This is a genomic window from Bacillus sp. 7884-1 (assembly GCF_002272245.1).
In the GTDB taxonomy this organism is placed as follows: Bacteria; Bacillota; Bacilli; order Bacillales; family Cytobacillaceae; genus Neobacillus.
The window spans coordinates 1-23,615 of the sequence record NZ_NPDD01000110.1 but is presented as its reverse complement, the minus strand read 5'-3'; the positions used below and the strand labels follow the sequence as shown (position 1 = coordinate 23,615).

Sequence of the window (23,615 nt, the reverse complement as noted above, 5' to 3'; positions counted from 1 at the left end):
TATTTTATGCTACTTTATTATACCCAAAGAGTCCTTGTATAAATTAACTTATGTTTATCCACCATTCCATAGCTGAATCAAGTTCTTTATTTAAGAGGTTTTTTCTACGATAAAGCTTATTAAGCTCCTCATAATCCATTTGGTCTTCAGACATAGATAAATCAATCGCTTTAATTTCCTTTTCTAGACTTTCAATCCTTGCCAGTGCATTTGCCTTAACTTCCTCTTGAACTATACCTCCGGATTTATTTTTTTGTTTCTTACCTTTTTCACGATTTACGATTGGTTCTTCTTTAGGCTGCTGACTTTTATAATAATCGTAATTTCCTGGATAGCTTTTAAAATCATGGTCCTCCAAAGCAATTACTCTTTCAGCGATTTTATTAATAAAATATCTGTCATGAGAAATAAAGAATATCGTTCCTTTAAAATCTTCGAGCGCTTCCTCTAGGGTTTCGATGGAATCAATATCAAGATGATTGGTCGGCTCATCGAGGATTAATAAATTTATGTCTTGATATAAAAGCATTGCTAGCTTTAGCCTGATTCTTTCTCCACCAGACAAATGCTTTACTTTTTTGAATGGACTTTTTTTATAAAACATGAATTTGGATAGATATTCCCTTGCTTTACCTTCTAGGATAGAAATATCTTCTCTAAAGGCTCCCAACACCGTGAGTTCTTCATCGTTAAAGGTAATTTTCTGCGGTAAGTAAGCAGCCATTACATTCGCACCAAGTTCTACCACACCTTTGTCTGGCTGTTCTTCACCTAATAGCATTTTTAAGAAGGTGGTTTTTCCGCTGCCATTAGGACCTACCATCCCCACTCTCTCACCATAATGAATCATTAAGTCTGAGTCCTTAAAAATCAGCTTATCTTGATACCTTTTTGAGAGTCCAATGGCTTTAATGGTTTCATTTCCAGACCGCTGCCCTTCTTTGAAATCAAGTCTTATATTTCGTCTTTCAAAAACAGGCTTATCAATTCGCTCCATTTTATCGAGCTTTTTTTGTATGCTGGCTGCTCTTCTAAAGAACTTATTATTATCAGCCCTCATCGCCCAGTCTCTCAAGCTTGTAACAGTCTTTTCCATGTTATTTATTTTCTTCTGCTGCTCTCTAAAATGCTCATATTGAATGCGCATATTTTCTTCTTTTTGACTTACAAAAGATGAGTAATTCCCTTTATAGGAAATTGACTCCATATCTTCGATTTCTACAATTTTAGTTGCTACATTGTCGAGAAAATATCGATCATGGGAGACGATAATGACAATTCCTTTATAGTTTCTAAGATAGCCCTCCAGCCATTCAATGGCTTCCATATCCAAATGATTGGTCGGCTCATCCAGCAGCAAGATATCCTGATTATGGATCAACAGCTTTCCAAGCACTACTGTCGTTTTTTCTCCGCCACTTAATAAATCAAAATCTTTGTTTAAAAAACTTTCAGCAAAATTAAGACCAGTACAGACCTTACTTACTTTTTCTTCACGTTCGTATCCGCCCTTTACTTCAAATAGCTGGACCAGATCACTATATTTATTAAGGGCTTTTTCTAGGGCAGTATCTTCCAGGGTTTTCATTTGTTCTTCTAATTGATGCATTTGATTTTCTATGATGTCAATTTCCTCAAAGGCCAAGTGTAAAACATCGATAACTTTTAATCCTTGAGGATATACAGGAGATTGCTCCAAGTATGCCTTGGTAGCTCCTCTTGGCAAGTTAATCAGACCTTCATCATACCCATAGCTTGAGGTTTGCGGGTAACCTGGATAATAATGCATCTGCTCAATTCCAGCGATTAGTTTAAGAATTGTGCTCTTGCCGCTGCCGTTGGCCCCTACGATTCCAACCTTCTCTCCTTCATAAGCCTCAAACGTTATATTTTTAACCACAAGGGTGGCTTCCATAAATTTCTTAACGCCATGTAATTTCAGTTCTAACATAAAATCTCCTTCTTTCATCCATAATCAAGTTATGCATTTTATGGACAAGGCAAAGAAGCACCTCATTTACCTATTTATTTTTAAAATAAAAAGACCATAAGAAGATAATTCTTCTTACGGTCTACATAATCATTGGATATCATTTATTTAAAGTAGTTTAGGAAAATACGCATGTTAAATAAGCGCATAGTTATGCCTACATACCTCGCATATAAACGGAGGAGTACTTCAAACAAATAATTATCTCGATTCAGTAAAGTAAGTTACCTTCTAAATTGCCATAATTCCATAAGAGCATAACAAATAAACCTACGTTTAATAGGCGTATTGACACTCATTACAAAATCCATATTAATTTTCAAATGAATTAATATTAGCAATTAGTTGGTTCCATAAACTTACTTTCCCCCTTCAAAATTTTCTATATTATCTCACTTTTTCATTTTTTTGTAAACAATGGTGTACCTTCATTTTATAAATATTCTGAGAGGTTTTTCTTCAAAAGAAAAAAGAAAAAAGGCAACGCCCATCAGGGTTAGTTGCCTTCTAATTTAATATTAATAATTCGTTAAAATCTTTGAGCCTATTGTAAGACTCTAGATGCAGTTGAAAATTTAGACGGATTAAATGGAGCAATTTTCACGACATCACCCGTTTGAGGAGCATGGATATATTGTCCTCCCCCAATATAAATTCCAACATGATAAGCAGGAGAACCCCTGAAAACTAAATCTCCAGGCTGTACTTGACTTAGAGAAATTCTTGTTCCGACATTTTGCTGAGCACGTGAAGTTCTTGGAAGACTAATGCCAACAGAACGATACACATATGATACAAATCCCGAACAATCAAATCCGCTTGGCGTTGATCCTCCCCAAACATATGGAACACCCAGATACTGTTTAGCTGTGGCAATAACACTATTTGCTGTAGCGGAATTTGTCACATTGGATGCAGCGACAGATGGTGTTGTTGATTGGGTGGTTACTGAAACTTGTGCTTGAGACGGTTGTTGAATTTCTGGAGCAGTTTCTTGTGATGCTGCTCGCTGGGCAGCTAGTTGTGCCTCTTGTTGGACCCTTAAATTCTCTAATTCACCTTTTGCAGCTTCCAATTCTTGTGAAATTTGTTTTTTGTTTTCTTCAATCTGTTTTTGTTCTGAAGCTAACTCTATTTTGCTCTTTTCTAATTCGTTAATATGATTTTGTAATTGTTCCTTTGCCTCTATTAACGTTACTTCCTTTACTCTTAAACCTTCAAGTAATTCATTATCATTTTCAATAATTTTAGAAATAGCAGTAAAACGATTAAAAAACTCAGAGACGCTGCCAGCTGAAAGTAAAAGTTCTGCGTATGTAACGACTGACTGATTTCCTTTTACCTGAATGCTCTTTAATCTTTCTGAATAAACCTCTTTATGGCTTGCTAGATCCTCGTCAGCTTTTTTAATTTCAGTCTCTGTTTCTACAATCTTACCTTGTTGTGTAACAATTTTTTCATTTAGAATTTGGCTTCTCTCAATAGATAAAGAGATTTCGTTATCTAATTGTTGAAACTTTGTTTCAAGGTCATCAATATTTTTGTTAACAGTATCGATTTGTCCATTTGTAATAGGTGGTACTTCTGGATTTGCAAATGCAGGTGTAGCCTGAATTGTTGTTGCGAGTACAGTAGTAGCGACCATATATTTAATAAATTTTTTTATCATTATTAAATCTCCTCTTGGAAACTATCATTTATTAAAAGTTCTAATATATTCCTAGTTTATATTCCAAAAGGACTAAAAACAATAAAACAGTCGATTTTGTAATTAAAATGTAATTTAATGTAGAAAAATCTGACACATTCTTAATACTAGTGCAAAAAAAAAAGAAAGACAGATTAAATTCCGCCTTCCTTTATCTTTTATGTAATTCATTCCATTCCTTAACCAAGCGCTTAGGTGCAGCACGTAAATAGGCTTCTTGGAGTAGATCCTTCAACTCTTCCCAGTCTTCTTCAACTGGATTTTGGATAGAAACCCAGCCGTGCTGACCGATATATGGCGTTTTGTAGAAATGCTCTTTCTGAAGCAATATTTCTTGCGTTTCCCGGTCTGACTTGAAAGACAGGCTGAATCCATTCTCGCTTTCACCTGATATCACAAATGATTTTCCATTGATTTTAAAAGTATTGTGACCAAAACCGTCGATATGTTCAATGGCTTCAGGCATTGAAAGACAAATTTCTCTTAATTTTTCAAGTATGCTTTCCGATTCTAGTGATTTCATGTATTTATTCACCTAACATTGACTCTATTTTGCATTAGCATCGGGTTGATGAATTCCGAATACGTTTCCTTCAGTATCAATATAATATCCTTGCCAAGCCATTCCTGGCAGAGCATATTTTGGCAGTGCAATCTTGCCGCCATTTTCAAGAATTTCCGCTTCGGTTACATCGTAATTTTCCACTCCCATGGTACAAGCAAATCCATTTAAAGCATGGTTTTGTTCAGGCGGAGCACTTTGACGCTGCATCAAAGCACCATTGATTCCAGGCTCATTTTCATCGCCAGTCACTGCACCAAAGTAAGGCATTCCAGCATACTCACTATAATCTTGATAGGACCATCCAAATACCTCTCCATAAAACTTCTTTGCCCGGTCCATGTCACTCACATGAATTTCAAAATGAACTAATCTACCCATAATTTCCTCCTGCTATTCTTATTAGTGTTTACGTTTACCATTTCCTATTATAGCCAAAAAAGGAATAATTTAAAAATTAAAAATAATTATAAATAGCACAAAATAGATTTTTCTATCCAATATGTAAATACAGTATTGGGGCTCAGACTCTCATAAAAGTCTTTATCATTAATATGGTCAACAATATCAAGACTTGTAAGGTAGCGGTTACTTTTTCAGAGATTTTTAACAAGCTTAATCTCATCATTTTTAGGAATAAATTCACTGACATTTCCTAATTTTTTGTCTATTTTTAAGTGATCTTGGTTCTCTATTACATATTTCATAAAAGAACAACAAAAGAGCTTACGTGATATTCTTCCTTTTTCACCAATTAAGTTGAACCATCCTTGTCCAACATAAAAAGGGTTCGTTAGCATTCTATCAACAATAAAAGATATACTGTCATTTTCTTCCTTTGTTTCAAATTTTGTTTTTGAGGAAAGAGCCAATACAAAATAGTTTTTAAACCTATCTAATTCAAGTAATTGAAGATGGTACTTTTCATGGTGCTTTATATTAAATTCCTTTAGAACCGTTTTAATACTTTTGTCAATATCTACATCAAATCTACTAGCATCTTTCCAATTCGTTATACGCGAATTAAAAATAGACAGTGTCATGATATAATGTGAAGAGTAATTTTTTGGATCAAATGATTCTTTACCATTTAGCTTTTCATCGACCGGTGCAACAATAAAATTTTTATAGTCAGAAAAAAATTCTTCGTTCATACGGCATACCTTCTTTCATAAATTGATTGGGCTGGATGAATAAAATGATTCCGATCCTTTTCTGTCTGAGCTACCTGAGTTAAGGAAAGGTTCTTCTGGTGGAAAGAATTGATTGGTTTTCCTATTATCGTTTCATAATCATATGTTTTTTGGTCAAGCTGTCAAAACAACTTTGACAAACTGGAGATACTAGTTGTTATATATATTCATTTTTAAAAATTAAAATCCTGCTTTTTCTTCCATGAAACAACATTTTTCACTTTTTTTAATCAAAAAGTCCCATTCCTGAATACAACCTGTTTCCATTTCTAAAATATAAAATGCCTGTCACTCCACGATAATGTCGAAAATTCACCGACATATTATGGGGAGCGCCAGGCACCTAATAATCTTTTGCTACTAATTTTAGCGGAGCTGCAATGATTTTCTATACCTTTTTACCCTGCAAAACGTCTTTGGCAGCGTCCACAGAAAGCTTACCAATTAACTCTGCCTGGAGAAGGTTTTCCATTACAGTTAATCCTTTCGTACGATCAAAATCAGCTGCTTGTTCTTTTAAAATGATCTCTCCATTATCTCCTTTATTAAACAAAGATAATTTCTTCTGTCGCTCTGTATTCCCTTGGAGAAAGGCCAACATACTTTTTAAAAGTACCACTAAAATAATTTGGTGTATTGAAACCTAGTTCTTCGGCGATCCACTCAATCGTATGATTCGTATGACGCAAAAGCCACACTGCACGCTGCAAACGGACAAAGGTGACATATTCAACAAAATTGCGTCCTGTTTCTTGTTTAAATATCCGGCTGAAGTACGGTACACTAAGATTAATTTGATCGGCTACCCGTTTTAACGAAAGATCTTCGATACAATACCGTGCTATATAGTCTGTACATTTCTGAATCTGAACATCCTTTGTAATCTCTTCAAAATAACGCAGTGATGGCCTGTCATACGGCGTAGTTCGCCTAGCCTTGCATGCTTCTCGATAGGAATGATGCAGGAGCAGCGGTTCACGGTAGATGGAGCCTACCCCTATATATATATAAATTCCATACTCGTTTTCCAATGCTTGAATAGCATCAAGAATCCTGTTCTCCCCTTCTTTCCAGTGTATGAAGGAAACGTACTCGGGAGGCACCTGGATAAGCATAAGTAAATGTTTTCGATAGGAAAGAAAAGTAAGCTGATATCCTTGAAAGCGGTTTCTGAAAAATTCTTGAATCTCACTTGGTTCCCATCCTTCCAGTTCCCTGCTGCCAGGGCATCGGACAAATCCCTGAATAAAACAGACCACATTTGGCATCGCCTCTCCTGGAAGAAAAGAACGAGATTGAATTAATTCTTCTTCAGTTGTTTTATCACCAGCCAGTAGCCGCCGCAAAAATGCCTCTTGAAATGGTAACGTATTGCGTTCCGGTTTTTGTTCATGATGGATCTGATAAAATAACTCATCATATTCAATGGGTATAGAATTCGTAATTGACAGCTCCCTAATAGCCCGTTTCAATGTACGAAGAAATATATGTTTTTTCACGGATTTCACTAGCAAGTACTCTAGCTTGAACTCAATGGCCAGTGGTGAAGTATACAATAAAGATGGGTCTAGTAAGGGAATAATCCTGCATTCTTTATTACGTTTGCGAAATCGGTGGATTTTAACCCAATCATGCCATTTTCTTACTTCGATAACAGCTATATGTACATCCTGTTGATTAAACACAGCTTCTGCCAGTACGCAGTTTTCAACAAATTCTTCTATAATCCAGTCTGCCAGCTTTTGATATTCCAGTTCATCTTCTACTGCTAGACTAATTGAATACATTCTATATTCTCCCCTCCTTTCTAAAATGCGGTATTTAAAGTTATATTCATATACAAATTATAGTATAAAAATTAGATTATAGTAAATATTTGTATATTTCTGATAATTTATTGTAAGGTATATGTCCCACTAATGACGTAAAATCATTTTTATAGTATCTTGGCCGGGCTAGGGAAGGTACTAGAAAACGGCGGACGCCTAAATATTAAGGAGGAGTAACATATGGCTGGAGAGTATACAGAGTACAACTATGTTGCAGCAGATACAATCGATGTTAGCGAATTAAAGCCGCTCGATCCCGAAACTAGGAAAATCATGAAAGGTGAATTTAGTACTGGTCTTAAACTTACGGTCTTTTACTACCTTTTTATTCTCGCAATTCCGATATTAAATTGGTACGCAGGTGATTTTATGTTTTCCCGTATGTGGGGCGGCATGACATATAGTTGGTTTTTGACAAGTGTTGTTGCAATGGCAATGGCTTTTATCATTGCTTACGTTCATACTGCTCTTTATGAAAAACGTTTAAAGAACTATCAAAAAAATTCTGGCTCCCCTGAAGAAAGGAGAATTATTTGATGGCCATGTTATTGGAACCTAAAATGCTTTTAACGATTATCCTCATGGGAACGATTGTTTATATCACCTATTTATCAAAAAGAAGTGCGACTGCATCTGATTATTTCGTTGGCGGACGAAGCTTCGGCTGGTTTACAAACGGTTCTGCAATTGGCGGAGACTATCTAAGTGCTGCGACCTTTCTTGGTATTGCCGGTCTAACATATCAGCTTGGTTATGATGGCGCTTACTATGCCTTTTGCTTCTCTATCGGTCTGACTCTTCTTGCTATGTTCGTTGCAGGTCCACTTCGCAGATTCGGAGCCTATACAGTAGCAGACTTTTTAGCCTATCGTTTTCACAGCAAACGGGCCCGCCTCGCTGCTGTCGCTGTAGTACTTGCAATTTCAGGTTTCTATGCAGCTCCTCAGTTATTGGGTGCAGCACAAATTTTAAGCATGTTCTTTGGTACAAGCTATGAATTTGGAATTATCTTTACATGTTCGGTCATGATTTTTTATGTTGGTATCGGTGGAATGAAGGGTACTACCCTTAACCAAGCGCTCGAATTATGGATTCGTCTTGGCGCCTTTCTCCTCATGGTTGGCGCAGCCATCTATGGCGGACTTCATTATCAGGAGATACTAGCAGCTATTAATGAATTTAAAGGTACTATTACCGGTACTTCAGCGTTTTCAGTTGACGGAAAAGATATACCATTTGATGGGGCTGTTTGGACCGGTACCGGCAACTACTTCCCATCTTTCTGGCAAACAATATCGATGACAATCGGGCTTTCACTCGGTACGATTGGACTTCCTCACATCCTGCTACGCTTCTATACAAATCCAAGTGCAAAAGCAGCACGTAAGTCCGCTCTTATGGCGATTGGTATTGCAAGCGTGTTCTTTTTATTTGCTGTGTATCTTGGAGTAGTTGGCCGCTCTATTTTTCTAAGCGGCAATGTAGATTCAGCCGTTATGAAGGACCTTATCGCTGGCGGAAACAATATGGTTGTTCCATCTACTGCACAGGCACTAGGTGGAGAATGGCTGCTTGGACTTGTTATCGCAGGAGCATTTGCAGCCGTCTTCTCGAACCTTTCAGGATTATTCATCGCAAGTTCTGGCGCCTTAGCACATGACTTGTATGCAACTTTCTTCCGTAAGAACATCACAGAGAAAGAGCGCGTACTCGCGGGTAAAGTAGCAATTATTATCCTTGGTATTTTATACGGTGTTCTCGGTCTCATGGTAAAAGGAGCATCCATCGGCCATCTGGTCGCACTAGCATTCACCGTTGCTGCCAGTACGTTTACACCTATCTTTATCTTGGGTATTTGGTGGAGAGGAATGACAGAGAAAGGAGCAATTGCTGGGCTTGTTGCTGGCCTTCTAGCTTCGATGTACATGATTTTCTTTAAGACGACTCTTCCTGAGTTCCTACAGTTCAATGTACCAGGATTGATTACAGTACCAATTGGATTCCTATCTGTCTATATCGTCTCAAAGCTTGATCGCAGAGTACCTGCCGATGTAAACGACTTTATGAAAAAGGTTCACTCCAAAGAATCCGAAGTTGCATAGAAAGTTAAGGTATTAAAATAAAGGGTGTCCCAAAAGCAAATCGCTTTTGGACACCCTTTTTTTGCATTCAATATCGCTTTATATTCTAAAGAGTACACTGATTGTTCAAACAGTATCCAATGATATACATTGAGCAGTCTGGTAGTTAGGAGTAGAATATATAAGTATTGTTTAAATTCGAGTAAAAAAATGAAATTAACGGGATTACTTTTTTTGGAGGTAAAATGGTGAAAGTCATTAAAATAATTGTTCAGGTATGTTTGGTTTACATAATTTCTTCTCTGGGAAACATCATTCAGGAACAATTTAATTTGCCTATCCCCGGAAGTATAATAGGATTGCTGATTTTATTTATTTTATTATCATGCCATATACTTCCTGAAAAATGGATTCAGGAGGGGGCAGGTTTTTTACTATCAACCATGATGTTCTTTTTTATTCCCGCAGCCGTCGGCATTATTAATTACTTAGATTTCTTTCAGGGAAAAGGCCTATTGTTAGTTGTTGTACTCATTTTAAGTACTTGTCTTGTTTTGATTTGTTCTGGTTACACAGGTGAAAAACTGGGACAAAAGAAAGTGATTGAGGATAGGGAGAAATTTTCAGCATGATAAAATTAATTATCGGCATCTGTATGGTCTTATTAACAATTTGTTTATTTTTCCTGGTAAAAAAACTATATCTAAAGTATCCAACCCCTTTATTCAATCCATCCCTTTTCGTTAGTTTTATAATCATTATGATTCTGCTGTTATTCAATATTCCATACGAAACATATATGATTGGCGGTGAATGGATAAATCATTTATTAGGTTCGACGGTTGTAACGCTTGCATACCCTTTATACAAATATAAAAAACTAATAGTTAAATACTTTCGCGTCATTTTTACTAGTATACTCGTGGGGGTTATGGTAAATTTCATCAGCCTATTTATCTTTTTAAACCTATTAGGGTATTCAAAGGAAATCATGTTTTCGTTTTTTCCGAAATCTGTTACAACTCCAGTTGCTATTCAAATTGCTGAGCTGACAGCCGCTGTTCCTTCATTAACGGTAGTTGCTGTCATGGTTACAGGATTTAGCGGCATGATAATAGGGCCATATATCATTAAAACATGCAAGTTTCAGAGCGATTTGGCCAAGGGTATGGCCTTAGGAAACGCAGCCCATGTCATTGGTACATCAAGGGCGTTTGAATACAGTTTAGAAATCGGTTCAATAAGTTCTGCAGGAATGATTCTATCAGCGATTATTAGTTCAATTTTGATTCCTTTATTTATTTTGATTTTATTTTAAACAGATATATTTGGAAAGGAGCTCATCAAATTGTCTTTTTATCACGATTTATCCTCGTATTATGATCAAATTTTCCCATTAAATCAAACTGCTTATACGTTCATATCCCAGCATTTTCATGAAGGAAATTCCGTCTTGGATATGGGAGCTGGAACAGGTAATATGGCCATTGCCCTCGCAGAGAATGGGGTAAATGTTACCGCATCAGAGCCAGAAGAAACAATGGCCGAATCCATAAAGGAAAAAGCTAAATCGAAGGGACTTCTTTTATCTGTCCATACCAAAGCTATGGAAGAGATAGATAAATTTCAAGAGAACTTTGATGGAATCCTTTGTATTGGAAACACTCTACCTCATTTATCTGATTTAGAAAGTGTTGAAAAGTATTTACAGAAATGTTATATCAAATTGAAACCAAATGGGACAATCATCCTCCAGCAGGTAAATTATGATAGAGGGTTATCCAAGAATGATTTTTCTTTTCCAGCTATAGAAAAAGAAGATTTCACCTTTTTAAGGCATTATGAAAAAAAAGACGAACATCTTCTTTTCACCTCAAGTTTAACGATCAATGGGGAGACAACAGAAAACACTATTCCTTTATATCCAATTACATCACATCAATTAATTTCAATACTTAAAAAAATCGGGTTTCAAGTGGTGGAAGTGTACGGAAACTTTAATGGTGAAAGTTACTCTACTGAATCACCAGCACTGGTAACTGTTGCAAAGAAATTATGAACTTAGGTAACCAGTAGAAGTATAATAAGCGGAGATTTTTCGGTTAAATGTAGGAGGGAGCTCGTTTAGGGGTATACAAGGGGAGGTTTTCCGATTATTCAAAGCAAAATCCTCTTTTTTCACGTTTTTCGATTCGATAGGCGGATTCTCTCCGTCTATTTAACCCATTTTTTATTAGGGTTTAGTAATTAAGCTAAATATTTCCGTTTATTTATCAGATGGCGCACTAACCTAATCCCCCAACTGGTTCCTCAGTCAACCATCTGGTCAGTTATTTCATCAAAAAGTAATTGTCCGACAACTACTCTTTCCCTTATTCCTGGGCACTTCATTTAACCCAAAAATCAAATTACATTTATTACAAAAAATTCAAGATAGAAATAGGAGCAAAAATCTAGTAAGATATCCACATGTGACATTAGATAAGGGGTTAGAAAAATGAGCGTATTAAACGTACAAAATTTAAGTCACGGTTTTGGAGATCGTGCGATTTTTAATAATGTGTCCTTTCGACTTTTAAAAGGAGAGCATGTTGGACTAGTTGGGGCAAATGGTGAGGGTAAGTCTACTTTCATGAATATTGTTACTGGGAAGTTGCAACCCGATGAGGGGAAAGTTGAGTGGTCACGAAAAGTTCGTGTTGGTTATTTAGATCAGCATGCTGTACTTCAAAAAGGTACTACAATGCGTGACGCTTTGAGTACTGCTTTTCAATATCTTTTTGATGCTGAAGCAGAGATCAATGACCTTTATGCAAAAATGGGTGATGAAGGTGCTGATATCGATGCATTACTTGCAGAAGTTGGAGAGCTACAAGAAACTTTAGATAGTAATGATTTCTATCAAATTAATTCAAAAGTTGAGGAAGTTGCTCGTGGTCTAGGATTAGACGATGTTGGACTCGATCGAGATGTAGATGATCTTAGCGGCGGGCAGCGTACGAAAGTTTTGCTAGCTAAGCTTTTGCTGGAAAAGCCTGAAATCCTATTACTAGATGAGCCTACGAACTATTTGGATGAACAGCATATCGAATGGTTGAAGCGCTATTTACAGGAATATGAGAATGCATTTATCTTGATTTCACACGATATTCCCTTCTTGAACAATGTTGTTAATTTGATCTATCACATGGAAAACCAAGAGTTGAATCGCTATGTTGGTGACTATGATAACTTCCTAAATATTTATGAAATGAAGAAACAGCAGCTAGAGTCTGCTTACAAGCGTCAACAACAAGAAATTGCGAATTTGAAGGATTTCGTTGCTCGTAACAAGGCAAGTGTGGCGACTCGTAATATGGCGATGTCTCGTCAGAAGAAGCTTGACAAAATGGAAGTTATTGAACTGGGGAAAGAGAAGCCGAAACCAGAGTTTATTTTCAAAGAAGCTCGTGCAGCTAGTCGTTGGATTTTCACGGCTGAAGATCTTGTTATTGGTTACAATGAACCACTTTCTCGCCCTCTGAATTTGAAAATGGAACGCGGACAAAAAATTGCATTCGTGGGTGCAAACGGAATTGGTAAGTCTACTCTTTTAAAGAGTATTCTTGGGTTGATTAATCCCATTTCGGGTAAAGTGGAACGTGGTGAGTATCAATACATCGGTTACTTCGAGCAGGAAGTTAAACAGTCCAACTACAACACTTGTATTGAAGAGATTTGGAGCACGTTCCCAAGTATGAATCAGGCTGAAGTCCGTGCTGCTCTTGCTAAATGTGGATTAACGACGAAACATATTGAAAGTAAAGTCGAAGTCCTTTCTGGTGGAGAAAAAGCCAAAGTTCGATTATGTAAAATTATTAACACAGAAACGAATTTACTAATTCTAGACGAACCTACCAATCACTTAGATGTTGACGCAAAAGAAGAATTGAAGCGTGCTTTAAAGGCATATCGCGGAAGTATCTTGATGGTATCCCACGAACCTGATTTCTATCGTGAAATTGCGACCGATATTTGGAATTGTGAGGATTGGACTACGAAAGTGTTTTAAATAAAGATTAAGGGGTACCCAATGAATCAAAATTCACTTGGGTACCCCTTTTTATTAACCATCAAAAATTTTTACTTAAAAAAGCTTATCCAAACTAAAGTTAGAATGAGCTTCTATCTATTTTAATATTAATTTTGCAACAGCTTCTACATGCGCTGTTTGTGGGAACATATCCACTGGTTGAATATATTTCACTTCATATTTGGCGCTTAACATTTGAATATCTTTTGCCAAAGTGGACGGATTGCATGAGATGTAAATGAGCTTTTCTGGTGCTGTTTGCAAAATTGTTTGGATTAATTGTCCGTCGAGTCCTGTTCTTGGCGGATCCACTATAATGACATCTGGCTTCCAGCCTTTTTTCACCCATTTCGGCAGAACCTCTTCGGCTTTTCCAGGTACATATTTCGTATTGGTGAACCCGTGCCGCTTAGCATTTTTCTTGGCGTCATCAATTGATTCTGGAATGACATCCATTCCACGGACCTCTGCTGCTTGATCCGCAAGCCACAAGCCAATGGTTCCAACTCCACAATAGGCATCAACAATTTTTTCCTTACCTGTCAGCGCCGATGCACTTTTCACTTCATTATAAAGCTTAATGGTTTGAACAGGATTCAACTGAAAGAATGTCCTGGCAGATAGCTCAAATTGCAAGTCCCCCAACGTTTCTTGGATATACTCTTCACCCGCTAGCGGTAACGTTTCTTCTCCAAAAATAAGCGATGTTTTTTGTTCATTAATATTCTGAACGATAGATTTCACATTTGGAAGTCGTTTTTGGATTTCCTGTACAATCTGTTCTTTCTTTGGTAATTCTTGTTGATTTGTTATGAGCACTACCTGGAGCTCGCCACTTTGCACCCCTACCCGAGTAACAATTGTCCGAACAATCCCCTTGCGTGATTTTTCATTATAAATCGTAATTTTAAGTTCTTCGAGAATCTTTTTAACCGCATTAACGGCTTCATTCGTTTGTGAATGCTGAACAGCACAGTGTTCAATATCTATGAGTTGATGCGAGTTTATTCCATACAAACCAGCCAAAACCTTGCCATCTCTTCCAGCTAGTTGAAAACTGCTCTTGTTTCGATAGCCCCATGGATCTTCCATGCCAATTGTTTCTCGAATTTCGAGTTTGTCCACTTGGAGTCTGGTATGTCGTTCTAGCGATTGGATAACAATATCCCGCTTTTCTTTTAATTGCTGACTATATGCTAGATGTTGAAGCTGACAGCCCCCGCATTGCTCGTAGACAGGGCATGGCGGCTGAACCCGATGCGGAGATTTAATACGTATCTTTTTTATTTTTGCCTCGGCAAATTTAGGGTTTATCTTGGTTGCCTCTACGACTACCTCTTCCCCTGGTAATGCGCCTGGTACAAATACTACCTGCTTCTTAAAATAACCGACGCCTTCGCCATTAATGCCGAGTCGTTTGATCGTTAAGGGAAAGGTCTGTTTTTCTTGTATTTTGATTGATTGATCTGTTTTCATTTTGTTCACTCCAAATTTTGCTTCCGTTTGATTTCTCCGTATTATAGCATTATTAACAAAGAAAAGCCGAATTCATTCGAATTCGGCCTATTTTCTGCCCAGTCTTTGGAAAAACGTCGTAATTTTATTCTTTTTCGGAAAATCATCCAGACGTTTAAATTTATAGCCTTTCTTTTTCAAATCCTTGATCACGGTTTCTAGGGCATCGGCGTTATCCTTGGAAACGGTGTGGAGCAGCAGGATACAACCGGGGTGAATTTGTTTCATGATATTATCATATGAATATTGCCAGCCTCTTTGCGCGTTGGTATTCCAGTCCACAAACGCCAGCGACCAGAAGACATGCGTATAGCCTTCTTCCTTCGCAATTTGCATCGTTCTCTCACTAAAAACGCCCCGAGGCGGACGTAAATACTTCATCTTCTTTTGACCTGTTATTTCTTTTGTTTTGTCCTTAACTTTTCTAAGTTCTTCACGAATTCCCTGATCACTGATTTGTGTCATATTGGGGTGATGCCAGGAATGATTTCCAATGAGATGACCTTCATCCACCATCCGCTTTGTTAATTCAGGTTGCGATAATAAATAGTGCCCCGTCACAAAAAAGGTTGCCGGCACTTTTTCCTTCTTTAATACATCTAATACTTGGGCGGTATACCCTGCTTCATACCCATTATCAAAGGTAAGATAAAGCGTCTTTGAGTCTGGGTCTCCTTTAAAAAAAGCACCGTATTTCTCAAGTATTTTTTCATACTCTGCACCAGCATCTGGCGGCTGTTCATCTACAGCTTTTTTAAAACCCCAATGGATAGGCTTATTTGGAGCGGACCCATATGTTACCTGTGGCACCAGTAACAGCAGTAAACTAAGGATGCACAATAATTTCTTCATCCATGTTCCCCCCTATTTTGTTTTTTATAGTGTTTGTCTGTAAATAGAAAACATGATTAGCATTTTAAGGAAATTGGGTTGGCTGGTGGTAAACACAGTCACTCGTATGACCTACACGGGTAAGATTTAACAAGGATAGGAAGTAGGAGACTGCTCTGGTGGATGGAAGGTTGAGGAAATTACGTATCTCTGAGTTGGTAAAGCAGGTTTTATAAATCAAGAAATAATTGTTTACCGCTGCTAAATGTGCATCTTTTGAAATACAATTACATGCAGAACATATCCATTTATGCCTGTTATAAATCATTGGAATAAATAAGCATGTGGGACATTGAACACCAGTAATAATATCCCCGTCAGGAATTTGAAACAATGTTAATATATCTTCTCTCTTAGGTGTGTGTTTCTTTAAAAAAAGGTCACTTACTTTTAAGATATCTTGTTCATCCATCCAGACCTTTTTATTATTCCCCTCTATTTCTTCAATCCTTTTTAATAAATCATGTGTTTTACAGATCTTATTTTCCGATTCTTTGTATCCAGGGGATATTATTATTTCACTTGAAGGTCTAGAAAAGACAACTAAGTTATCAATTAAAATCTTAGGGACAATATTAATTTCCAACCAATATTTCATTAATAATGTGTGGCGATTGGCTTGAGAAACAGGATTTTCATATACCTCTCTGGTGTCAAAAGACTCTTGTATCATCTGATTTTTCTCAATGGTAATTTTTCCTGAATGATTTTTTCCTTCAAGGTTCATTAGGATATTGGGGGAAAGGAGTAATGCATCAATTTGAAAATATGCTTTTCCTATTGGGAGACGAAGATCATGGAAAATGTGGTATTTGTGATGGGGGATTTGACCTAATTGGTAATTTATTTCTTTTTCTCCATTGTATCCTGACTTTAAAATCCTTATCTTAGTTTTTATTTCTGGCAACTTATCATGAGTTTTCTTTAGTCTTCTCTCTAGGGCTTCTGCCTGGAGTAAAGGTATGGGCACAGTTAAATTTTTATCAAACAAAAAAGTTCCTCCTCAAATTGTTTGTTGTACCTTTCTATTTATGAATTTACTTATCCTGCTTAAAATTTTGTAACATTATGAACCTTTTTTGACTTTTATTGTTTAAATAGACGATTTAGTGGCCGTCTTTGGCGATAACTGTACAGTTCTTACAAAAAACCATACAGTTTATACAATTAACTGTACAGCTTTTACAAAAAACCGTACAGCTTCTACAAAACACCCTCCCCACTCCATAATAAAAGAGCAGACCCTATAACAGAGCCTGCCCGCCAAAACTTAGTTAAAAACTCGATCATTAAACTGTCCTAATTTTTCTAATGAAGACTTATCTACATCCGCATGCAGGCTGTTTCCGTGTGAATCCATCGTTACAACAGCTGTGAAGCCCTCTACGCGAAGGTGCCACATCGCTTCAGGAATACCAAATTGCATCAAGTCAACACCTTCAACGCCCTTGATACAATCTGCATAATACTGAGCGGCGCCGCCGATAGCATTCAGGTACACGCCTCCGTGTTCCTTAAGAGCCGCCAACGTACGAGGTCCCATTCCGCCTTTTCCGATAACAGCACGGATCCCAAATCTCTTCATAATGTCGCCTTGGTAAGGCTCCTCACGAATACTTGTAGTTGGGCCGGCCGCTTTAACATGCCAAACGCCTTCTTTATCCTTCAACATAACTGGACCACAGTGATAGATGACTTGTCCATTTAAATCGACTGGTGAATCATGATCTGACAGGTATTTATGAATCGCGTCACGGCCTGTATACATCATGCCGTTAATTTGAACAACATCGCCCACCTTCAACTCGCGAATTTGTTCTTCCGTGATAGGTGCTTGCAGCGTGATAACGTCATTAGCACGAGCTGCAGCTGTTTCTTTCTCAGCTTCTGTCTCAGTGAAATCAATGAAATCGCCTTCTTGGTACATCCACTCATTAATTTCTCCAGACACAGGATCTACACTTACGCCTAAACGGCGGAATGCCCAACAGTTGTAAGCGACAGATACATAGAAGCTTGCCGGAATTCGATTCATAACCCCAACCTTACAGCCTAACAACGTTGCTTCTCCGCCAAAGCCCATTGTGCCGATTCCCAATTTATTCGCATTTTCTAGAACATACTCTTCTAACGCGCGTAATTCTTCGTTTGGATTCACATCATCTAAAGAGCGGAATAATTGTTCTTTTGCTAAATCATAACCTGAAGAACGGTCTCCGCCAATACCAACTCCAATGAAACCAGCACTGCAGCCTTGTCCTTGTGCCTGATAAACAGAGTGCATAACACATTTTCGAATACCATCAAGGTCACGTCCTGCCCGGCCAAGCCCTTCTAATTCACATGGAAGACTATATTGGATGTTTTTGTTTTCACATCCGCCGCCTTTTAAAATCAAACGAACATCGATATAATCTTTTTCCCATTGATCAAATTTAATAACCGGTAACCCAGCACCTAGGTTGTCCCCACTGTTTTCACCTGTTAGGGAATCAACAGAGTTAGGACGTAGTTTTCCTTCTTTGGTTGCGATTACAATTGCATTTTTAATCGCTTCTTTTAATTCTAATTGGTTCACACCAACTGGAGTTTTAATTTTAAATGTTGGTAATCCCGTATCTTGGCAAATAGGTGAGACTTGATCATCTGCCATTTTAATGTTATTGGTAATGGTAGCTAGGCTCATTGCTGCACTTGTGCCTGCGTTCTCCTTCTCCTTTGCCGAACTAACTGCACGGCGTACATCTTTTGGAAGCTTGGTAGAAGTTTCAACTACTAATTTGTACATACTCTCCTGAAATTTCTCGATATTCACTTAAAGTACCCCTTTCCCCTTGTCCGATTCGCAATCTATTTAAAAATTACAACTATTTGACGATATCATTATACTCCTATAAGCAAATGATTGAAAGATAAAGGTTTTCCCAAAAGAAAAGAGCCTGTAATTAAACAGACTCAGGTGTTTCCCGATGATTGAATTCCTTACATTTATTTTCTAATTCATCAATCATACTAATTAAGTTGTCGATATCATCAAGATCCGTATCCTCTGGATCGATAGCATCCAATACATCTAGGAACATGTTCAATCGCTGCTTTAAAAAACTAACTTGTGAATTTTTATCATGAGTCGGACTACCCAAAGTTGATTCTCCCCCTTCTATATCAATATCCTACACTTTCTTCAACTCTATTTCAAAAAAGAACCCCTACGACCTTTGTAGGAGTTCTTTCTCCAAGATCATCTTGGTCTTTCTGATGCAGCAAAACCAAATGAAACATGATCCTGTACTGGAATCCATGCACCAATTCCTTGCGAGGTTACGTTTTTAATGACGATAATTTTTTTACTACCCTTAAGCATTAAATAAACTTCACCATAGGTGACTTTGCCTTTTTCATTGACCGCAGGAGCATAGGCGAATAAGTATCCTAGCCGATTAACTGGGATATTGTAGACATGGTCGTTCTTCGTTCCTGCCCCGATAATCGTTTCAAATGCTAGTGGAAGACGTGTTTTTTCCATTGCCTTTAACAGCATCATCTTTTTTACATCCTCTGCATTTGCGATTTTAGCGGTTAAACCGCCACGGATAATTTTTTGAGCCTCTTGTAGGTAATGAATCTGGTAAGGGACTTTGCCGCCGCGATTATCGTAGTAGTTTGTATTGATTTTTTGATACTCCCAGTTTGGAGAGGTTTCTGTTGACTCGTAATTTAATGGCCATTGACCTAGGTAGACGATTGCTCGATAACCGATTGCAAACGGTGTGCTGTTAATACTGGATTCATTGAGCATGCGGATTAGATCGGGATTTTCAATCTTAACCTTTGAAGAATCAATCAGTTTTTTCGTTAACTCACTAGGTTGTAAGGTTGGTAAGTCCTGTGTTGAATTGGGGTACGTATTTTCCTTCGTAATATTACGAACTGAAGCAGGAACTTGGTAATTTGCAGGTTCCTTTTTTGCATTTGCCTTTTCAGCAGAAGCAGTTGGAAGAAATGCTAATAGTAAGAGCAGTGTTATTACGACAGGGATAAACTTTTTCACAAAGAAAAACTCCTTTCACAATATAGCAGTAATAAGTCTGCTCATAGTGTTTTCGGAGTTTAAAACTTTTATCCATTACAGCAAAATATTTCATTATTTCCCCTGATAATTCCCTTCTATCAGTCTTTGCATTAATTTTTCAAAGTAAGGGAAACACAGTTGAACAAAGGGACCAATGGTAAAAGTGATAATGATTGTACCTATACCAATGGGTCCTTGAAGAATCAGTGCTGGGATTAAAGCAATAAGTTCTCCGACCGTCTTTCCCATCATTAAACTTACTCGAAAACGTTCACTAATGGCCATCATAAAACCATCAATCGGACTAGAAGGAAACTTTGCTTGTAAATAGATAGCCGCACCAAGCCCTATGATGAAAATCCCAAGAATTAAGGTAACGAATTTTATCATTAATCCATAAACTGCAAATGTCTCAAATACAAAAAACATCCATAAATCAACCAATGATCCAATTAAGATGATAGTTAATAGCGATAATAGCTCCGGTCTTCTTTTTACCAAAAAGGAATTTATAAATACTAACACTGCACCTTCGATGATAATCCAGCTACCAATCGTCAGACCTATCCATTCAGTAAGAGCAACATTTAGTGCATCCCAAGCCCCAGCCCCAAGCTCTGCTTTAATCGTTAAACAAACTCCAAAAGTCATAATGGATAGCCCTGCAAAAAAGAATAAAAAGCGATAGAATAATGCCATTTGTATCTCCTTAAAAAATAATAATCAGAACATTTACAAAATTCAAATTAAAAGTTATAATATACTTAACCTTAAAAAAGGAGGGCAGTAATCAATCGACGACTCATTTATCATTAAGGAGGTTGGGATTCCACTCATATATGAAAATTCAACACTCGTGTTTTTCTATTATAAATTAAACATGAAGGTTGGTGATTGATGGGCCCACGTAAAAGCGATTGGTTTTACCTCACACTAGCATATGCATGAACATTATAGTACATGTCCAATATTTACCTTACATCGAAACGATAATTAATAAAAGACTCTGTGCCGACAGGCTCAGAGTCTTTTTACGTGATTCTGCTTTATAGCAGGAAGAACCCAATGCCCATAATAAAATAGGCAGCAAGTAAGGTCAGTCCTTCAAACCAGTTTGATTCTCCGTCATTCGATATTACAACCATGAGCAGTACAGAGGTTACCATGGCAATTAATTCAGGCATTGTAAAAACAAGCGGCATAGTTTTAGTGAAGAAAAGTGAGATTAGGACTAATACTGGAGCAACAAACATGGCAATCTGGAGTGTTGAGCCAATGGCAATCTCCACAGCAATATCCATTTTATTTTTAAATGCCATGACAATTGCAGATGCATGTTCGGCTGCATTCCCAACAATCGCAACGATAATCACCCCGATAAAGAGCTCCGTCCAGCCAAATGATTCTGCAACATATTCAAAAGTATGAACAAGATTTTCAGAAATATAGGCAACAGCTAAAGTGGCCGCCAATAGAACGCCGATGGCCTTACCTTTCCCCCACTCAGGCTCTTCCTCGTGATGTGTTTCAGCATTCTCACTCTGATAGACCCCTCGATGGCTAACCAGTTTAAAGAAAAGAGCTGCTAGATAAAGTAAGATTAGAATAACGGATATCCCAATGCTTAATGTTAATGTCTTCGACTCATTCATTTCCATTGAGAAAACTTCTGGTATTACAAATGCAACGATGACCGCAAACATGAGCAGTCCAGAATTATGGCGTGCATCATGGACATTGAATTTCTGCCTTTTAAATTTTAATCCTCCAATAAAAAAAGATAATCCAGCAACAAGGAGCAGGTTACCGAGTACAGAACCCGTTAAGGATGCGAGAACAACTCCAATTAATCCTTCCTTTAATGCAAAGATGGAAATAATCAATTCAACAGCATTCCCAAAAGTAGCATTTAGGAGTCCGCCTACCCGCGGTCCGGCGACAATCGCCAAACTTTCGGTTGCCCTCCCCATATAACTCGCAAGGGCAATAATTGAAACACAATAAACAACAAAAAGAATCATGGTTGGCCAGTGCATAAGTGTCCCAATCACAGAAAGCGGGACGCCAATAAAAGTTAGCAACATAAATATTTTTCCCACAGATATCCCTCCTAAAATCATAAAATTGAATAAGGATAAAATGCAAAATTTGTATAAAAATCCCTACTGTTTGAGAGTACCCTATTTTTACTTCCATTAAAACCGCGAAGAATATTTTACTTGCAAATGCCTTATTTTCTCGTTACCATCGAATGGGTATCAATTATCAAACTAACGAGGGTCATATATGCATAACAAAAATAATTTTCGATTTTGGATTCTAGTAACCATAGTCGCCATTTCTGGTTTTTCACAAGGAATGCTTCTTCCACTTATTGCCGTAATTTTTGAAAAAGGCGGGGTTTCTTCCTCTCTAAATGGATTAAATGCTACTGGGCTCTATATTGGAATTCTTCTCGTTTCACCTTTTATGGAAGCACCGCTGCGAAAATATGGGTATAAACCAACGATTATACTTGGCGGCGGGCTTGTAGTGCTTGCCCTTGCATTGTTTCCATTGTGGAAATCCTTTTGGTTTTGGTTTTTCTTGCGAGCACTCATCGGGATTGGTGACCATGCCTTACATTTTGCTACCCAAACCTGGATTACCTCTTCCTCTCCAACTGAAAAAAGAGGGCGGAACATTTCCTTGTACGGCTTATTTTTTGGGATTGGTTTTGCAAGCGGGCCTTTGATGACACCGCTTGTAAATGTTAATGAGGCATTGCCATTTATCGTTTCCTCTATTTTGTGTTTAATCGGCTGGGTATTTGTATTTACATTAAAGAACGAGTTTCCAGAGCAGGAAGTAGAGATTAATTCATTTTTTAACACCATCAAACGCTTTAGAAAAACGATGAAATACGGCTGGGTCGCTTTTCTTCCACCTTTCTGCTACGGTTTTTTAGAATCTTCATTAAACGGCAGCTTTCCGGTATATGCACTCAGAAGGGATATCGACGTAGCAAGTGTTTCCTTGATTCTAACCGCCTTTGCCATAGGCAGTATTATCACGCAGCTGCCATTAGGAGTTCTTAGCGATTCATATGGAAGAAGAAATGTCTTAATGATTGTTCTCCTCCTCGGATTTCTAACTTTTACATCCGCGAGCATATTTGAACATTCCTTTATTGGACTTTTCATCTCCTTCCTCTTATCAGGAATGGTAGTAGGATCGACATTTTCACTTGGAATCAGTTATATGACGGATCTAGTTCCGAAGAATTTGTTAGCAACAGGGAATTTATTGTGCGGTATATTCTTTAGCTTAGGAAGTTTGAGCGGACCCATTATTGGCGGATTATTTATTCAATTCTTCCAAAGAATAAGTTTCTTTTATATTATTAGTACCATGTTGTTAACCTTATCCATCATTATTTATGCTTTTGGTAAAAAAACTTATTCCATGATTGAGCAGCATAACTCTTAAGAATATTTGGGGCAAATTAATATAATTAACATAAAATGTATGATAAAATAAATTTAATCTAATAATTGTTCTCGGAAGTCCGCTGTCATCTTAATTGATGACAGCTTTCGTGTTTTTTAGGGGTAATGATTTTGATTATTTTTCTCAATTAGAAAGGAAAAGCGAAAGCGCCTTGTCCAGGGAAAAATGCAGTTCAATTTTTCCTAGGGGCGACAGGCATAAGACGAGCCGGCA

22 protein-coding genes are annotated in these 23,615 nt (G+C 37.5%); 7 read left to right on the top strand and 15 right to left on the bottom strand.

What is annotated here, in order from left to right; translation table 11 throughout:
- Positions 1–43: 43 nt before the first annotated feature.
- The 7 genes from abc-f to CHI06_RS13715 all read right to left on the bottom strand — a co-directional run bounded on the left by abc-f (position 44) and on the right by CHI06_RS13715 (position 7,240).
- Positions 44–1,951, bottom strand: coding sequence for a ribosomal protection-like ABC-F family protein (gene abc-f, locus CHI06_RS13740; RefSeq protein WP_095249126.1), 1,908 nt, complete (start codon positions 1,949–1,951; stop codon positions 44–46).
- A gap of 583 nt (positions 1,952–2,534) precedes the next feature.
- Positions 2,535–3,659, bottom strand: coding sequence for a C40 family peptidase (locus tag CHI06_RS13735; RefSeq protein WP_095249125.1), 1,125 nt, complete (start codon positions 3,657–3,659; stop codon positions 2,535–2,537).
- Between the two features lie 190 nt (positions 3,660–3,849).
- The gene (locus tag CHI06_RS13730) at positions 3,850–4,221 is read right to left on the bottom strand and encodes an MmcQ/YjbR family DNA-binding protein (RefSeq protein ID WP_095249124.1); all 372 of its coding nucleotides are present in this window, start codon (positions 4,219–4,221) and stop codon (positions 3,850–3,852) included.
- A 24-nt stretch (positions 4,222–4,245) separates the two neighbouring features.
- Positions 4,246–4,641, bottom strand: coding sequence for a VOC family protein (locus tag CHI06_RS13725; protein WP_095249123.1), 396 nt, complete (start codon positions 4,639–4,641; stop codon positions 4,246–4,248).
- A gap of 215 nt (positions 4,642–4,856) precedes the next feature.
- Positions 4,857–5,414: a hypothetical protein gene (locus tag CHI06_RS13720; protein WP_095249122.1), complete on the bottom strand. Its 558-nt coding sequence runs from the start codon at positions 5,412–5,414 to the stop codon at positions 4,857–4,859.
- 427 nt (positions 5,415–5,841) lie between these two features.
- On the bottom strand, positions 5,842–6,006 hold the full coding sequence (locus CHI06_RS29765) for a hypothetical protein (RefSeq protein WP_179292616.1): 165 nt from the start codon (positions 6,004–6,006) through the stop codon (positions 5,842–5,844).
- Positions 5,999–7,240: a helix-turn-helix transcriptional regulator gene (locus tag CHI06_RS13715; RefSeq protein WP_095249121.1), complete on the bottom strand. Its 1,242-nt coding sequence runs from the start codon at positions 7,238–7,240 to the stop codon at positions 5,999–6,001. The genes CHI06_RS29765 and CHI06_RS13715 overlap by 8 nt, the downstream gene beginning before the upstream one ends.
- Before the next feature lie 222 nt (positions 7,241–7,462).
- On the opposite strand from CHI06_RS13715, the gene CHI06_RS13710 reads away from it, so the two are divergent.
- The 6 genes from CHI06_RS13710 to CHI06_RS13685 all read left to right on the top strand — a co-directional run bounded on the left by CHI06_RS13710 (position 7,463) and on the right by CHI06_RS13685 (position 13,414).
- Positions 7,463–7,819 carry a hypothetical protein gene (locus CHI06_RS13710; RefSeq protein WP_095249120.1) on the top strand — a complete coding sequence of 119 codons (357 nt, stop codon included), beginning with the start codon at positions 7,463–7,465 and terminating at the stop codon, positions 7,817–7,819.
- Positions 7,816–9,384, top strand: coding sequence for a sodium/solute symporter (locus CHI06_RS13705; protein WP_095249119.1), 1,569 nt, complete (start codon positions 7,816–7,818; stop codon positions 9,382–9,384). Before CHI06_RS13710 ends, CHI06_RS13705 begins: the two co-directional genes overlap by 4 nt.
- 227 nt (positions 9,385–9,611) lie before the next feature.
- Positions 9,612–9,995 carry a CidA/LrgA family holin-like protein gene (locus CHI06_RS13700; RefSeq protein ID WP_179292618.1) on the top strand — a complete coding sequence of 128 codons (384 nt, stop codon included), beginning with the start codon at positions 9,612–9,614 and terminating at the stop codon, positions 9,993–9,995.
- Positions 9,992–10,681, top strand: coding sequence for an LrgB family protein (locus tag CHI06_RS13695; protein ID WP_095249117.1), 690 nt, complete (start codon positions 9,992–9,994; stop codon positions 10,679–10,681). The genes CHI06_RS13700 and CHI06_RS13695 overlap by 4 nt, the downstream gene beginning before the upstream one ends.
- Before the next feature lie 30 nt (positions 10,682–10,711).
- Positions 10,712–11,422, top strand: a complete 711-nt coding sequence (locus tag CHI06_RS13690; protein ID WP_179292617.1) for a class I SAM-dependent methyltransferase — start codon at positions 10,712–10,714, stop codon at positions 11,420–11,422.
- Between the two features lie 438 nt (positions 11,423–11,860).
- Positions 11,861–13,414, top strand: coding sequence for an ABC-F family ATP-binding cassette domain-containing protein (locus tag CHI06_RS13685; protein ID WP_095249115.1), 1,554 nt, complete (start codon positions 11,861–11,863; stop codon positions 13,412–13,414).
- 117 nt (positions 13,415–13,531) lie between these two features.
- On the opposite strand, the gene rlmD is transcribed toward CHI06_RS13685, so the two are convergent.
- The 8 genes from rlmD to cax form a co-directional block, all read right to left on the bottom strand.
- Positions 13,532–14,911 carry a 23S rRNA (uracil(1939)-C(5))-methyltransferase RlmD gene (gene rlmD, locus CHI06_RS13680; protein ID WP_095249114.1) on the bottom strand — a complete coding sequence of 460 codons (1,380 nt, stop codon included), beginning with the start codon at positions 14,909–14,911 and terminating at the stop codon, positions 13,532–13,534.
- Between the two features lie 87 nt (positions 14,912–14,998).
- Positions 14,999–15,802, bottom strand: a complete 804-nt coding sequence (gene pdaA / locus CHI06_RS13675; RefSeq protein ID WP_095249113.1) for a delta-lactam-biosynthetic de-N-acetylase — start codon at positions 15,800–15,802, stop codon at positions 14,999–15,001.
- Positions 15,803–15,866: 64 nt separating this feature from the next.
- Positions 15,867–16,832: a nuclease-related domain-containing protein gene (locus CHI06_RS13670; protein ID WP_095249112.1), complete on the bottom strand. Its 966-nt coding sequence runs from the start codon at positions 16,830–16,832 to the stop codon at positions 15,867–15,869.
- A gap of 279 nt (positions 16,833–17,111) precedes the next feature.
- Positions 17,112–18,656: a fumarate hydratase gene (locus CHI06_RS13665; RefSeq protein WP_095249111.1), complete on the bottom strand. Its 1,545-nt coding sequence runs from the start codon at positions 18,654–18,656 to the stop codon at positions 17,112–17,114.
- A gap of 130 nt (positions 18,657–18,786) precedes the next feature.
- A complete protein-coding gene (locus tag CHI06_RS13660) occupies positions 18,787–18,984 on the bottom strand; it encodes an SE1561 family protein (RefSeq protein ID WP_095249110.1) in 198 nt (65 codons plus the stop codon).
- Positions 18,985–19,082: 98 nt separating this feature from the next.
- Positions 19,083–19,892, bottom strand: coding sequence for a YfkD famly protein (locus tag CHI06_RS13655; protein WP_095249109.1), 810 nt, complete (start codon positions 19,890–19,892; stop codon positions 19,083–19,085).
- 93 nt (positions 19,893–19,985) lie between these two features.
- Complete coding sequence (locus CHI06_RS13650; protein ID WP_095249108.1) at positions 19,986–20,612, bottom strand: YczE/YyaS/YitT family protein; 627 nt, start codon at positions 20,610–20,612, stop codon at positions 19,986–19,988.
- 347 nt (positions 20,613–20,959) lie between these two features.
- Positions 20,960–21,997 carry a calcium/proton exchanger gene (gene cax, locus CHI06_RS13645; protein ID WP_373558149.1) on the bottom strand — a complete coding sequence of 346 codons (1,038 nt, stop codon included), beginning with the start codon at positions 21,995–21,997 and terminating at the stop codon, positions 20,960–20,962.
- A gap of 202 nt (positions 21,998–22,199) precedes the next feature.
- On the opposite strand from cax, the gene CHI06_RS13640 reads away from it, so the two are divergent.
- Entirely contained in the window at positions 22,200–23,381 is a 1,182-nt protein-coding gene (locus CHI06_RS13640; protein ID WP_095249106.1) for an MFS transporter, read from the top strand.
- Positions 23,382–23,615: the final 234 nt, after the last annotated feature.

Bases quoted from the DNA above. Each gene is read 5' to 3' on its own strand.
- rlmD (WP_095249114.1), bottom strand. From the start codon at position 14,911: ATGAAAACAGATCAATCAATCAAAATACAAGAAAAACAGACCTTTCCC.
- CHI06_RS13735 (WP_095249125.1), bottom strand. From the start codon at position 3,659: ATGATAAAAAAATTTATTAAATATATGGTCGCTACTACTGTACTCGCA.
- CHI06_RS13730 (WP_095249124.1), bottom strand. From the start codon at position 4,221: ATGAAATCACTAGAATCGGAAAGCATACTTGAAAAATTAAGAGAAATT.
- CHI06_RS13725 (WP_095249123.1), bottom strand. From the start codon at position 4,641: ATGGGTAGATTAGTTCATTTTGAAATTCATGTGAGTGACATGGACCGG.
- CHI06_RS13685 (WP_095249115.1), top strand. From the start codon at position 11,861: ATGAGCGTATTAAACGTACAAAATTTAAGTCACGGTTTTGGAGATCGT.
- CHI06_RS13640 (WP_095249106.1), top strand. From the start codon at position 22,200: ATGCATAACAAAAATAATTTTCGATTTTGGATTCTAGTAACCATAGTC.
- cax (WP_373558149.1), bottom strand. From the start codon at position 21,997: ATGTTGCTAACTTTTATTGGCGTCCCGCTTTCTGTGATTGGGACACTT.
- abc-f (WP_095249126.1), bottom strand. From the start codon at position 1,951: ATGTTAGAACTGAAATTACATGGCGTTAAGAAATTTATGGAAGCCACC.
- CHI06_RS13710 (WP_095249120.1), top strand. From the start codon at position 7,463: ATGGCTGGAGAGTATACAGAGTACAACTATGTTGCAGCAGATACAATC.
- CHI06_RS13650 (WP_095249108.1), bottom strand. From the start codon at position 20,612: ATGGCATTATTCTATCGCTTTTTATTCTTTTTTGCAGGGCTATCCATT.
- CHI06_RS13715 (WP_095249121.1), bottom strand. From the start codon at position 7,240: ATGTATTCAATTAGTCTAGCAGTAGAAGATGAACTGGAATATCAAAAG.
- CHI06_RS13720 (WP_095249122.1), bottom strand. From the start codon at position 5,414: ATGAACGAAGAATTTTTTTCTGACTATAAAAATTTTATTGTTGCACCG.
- pdaA (WP_095249113.1), bottom strand. From the start codon at position 15,802: ATGAAGAAATTATTGTGCATCCTTAGTTTACTGCTGTTACTGGTGCCA.
- CHI06_RS13695 (WP_095249117.1), top strand. From the start codon at position 9,992: ATGATAAAATTAATTATCGGCATCTGTATGGTCTTATTAACAATTTGT.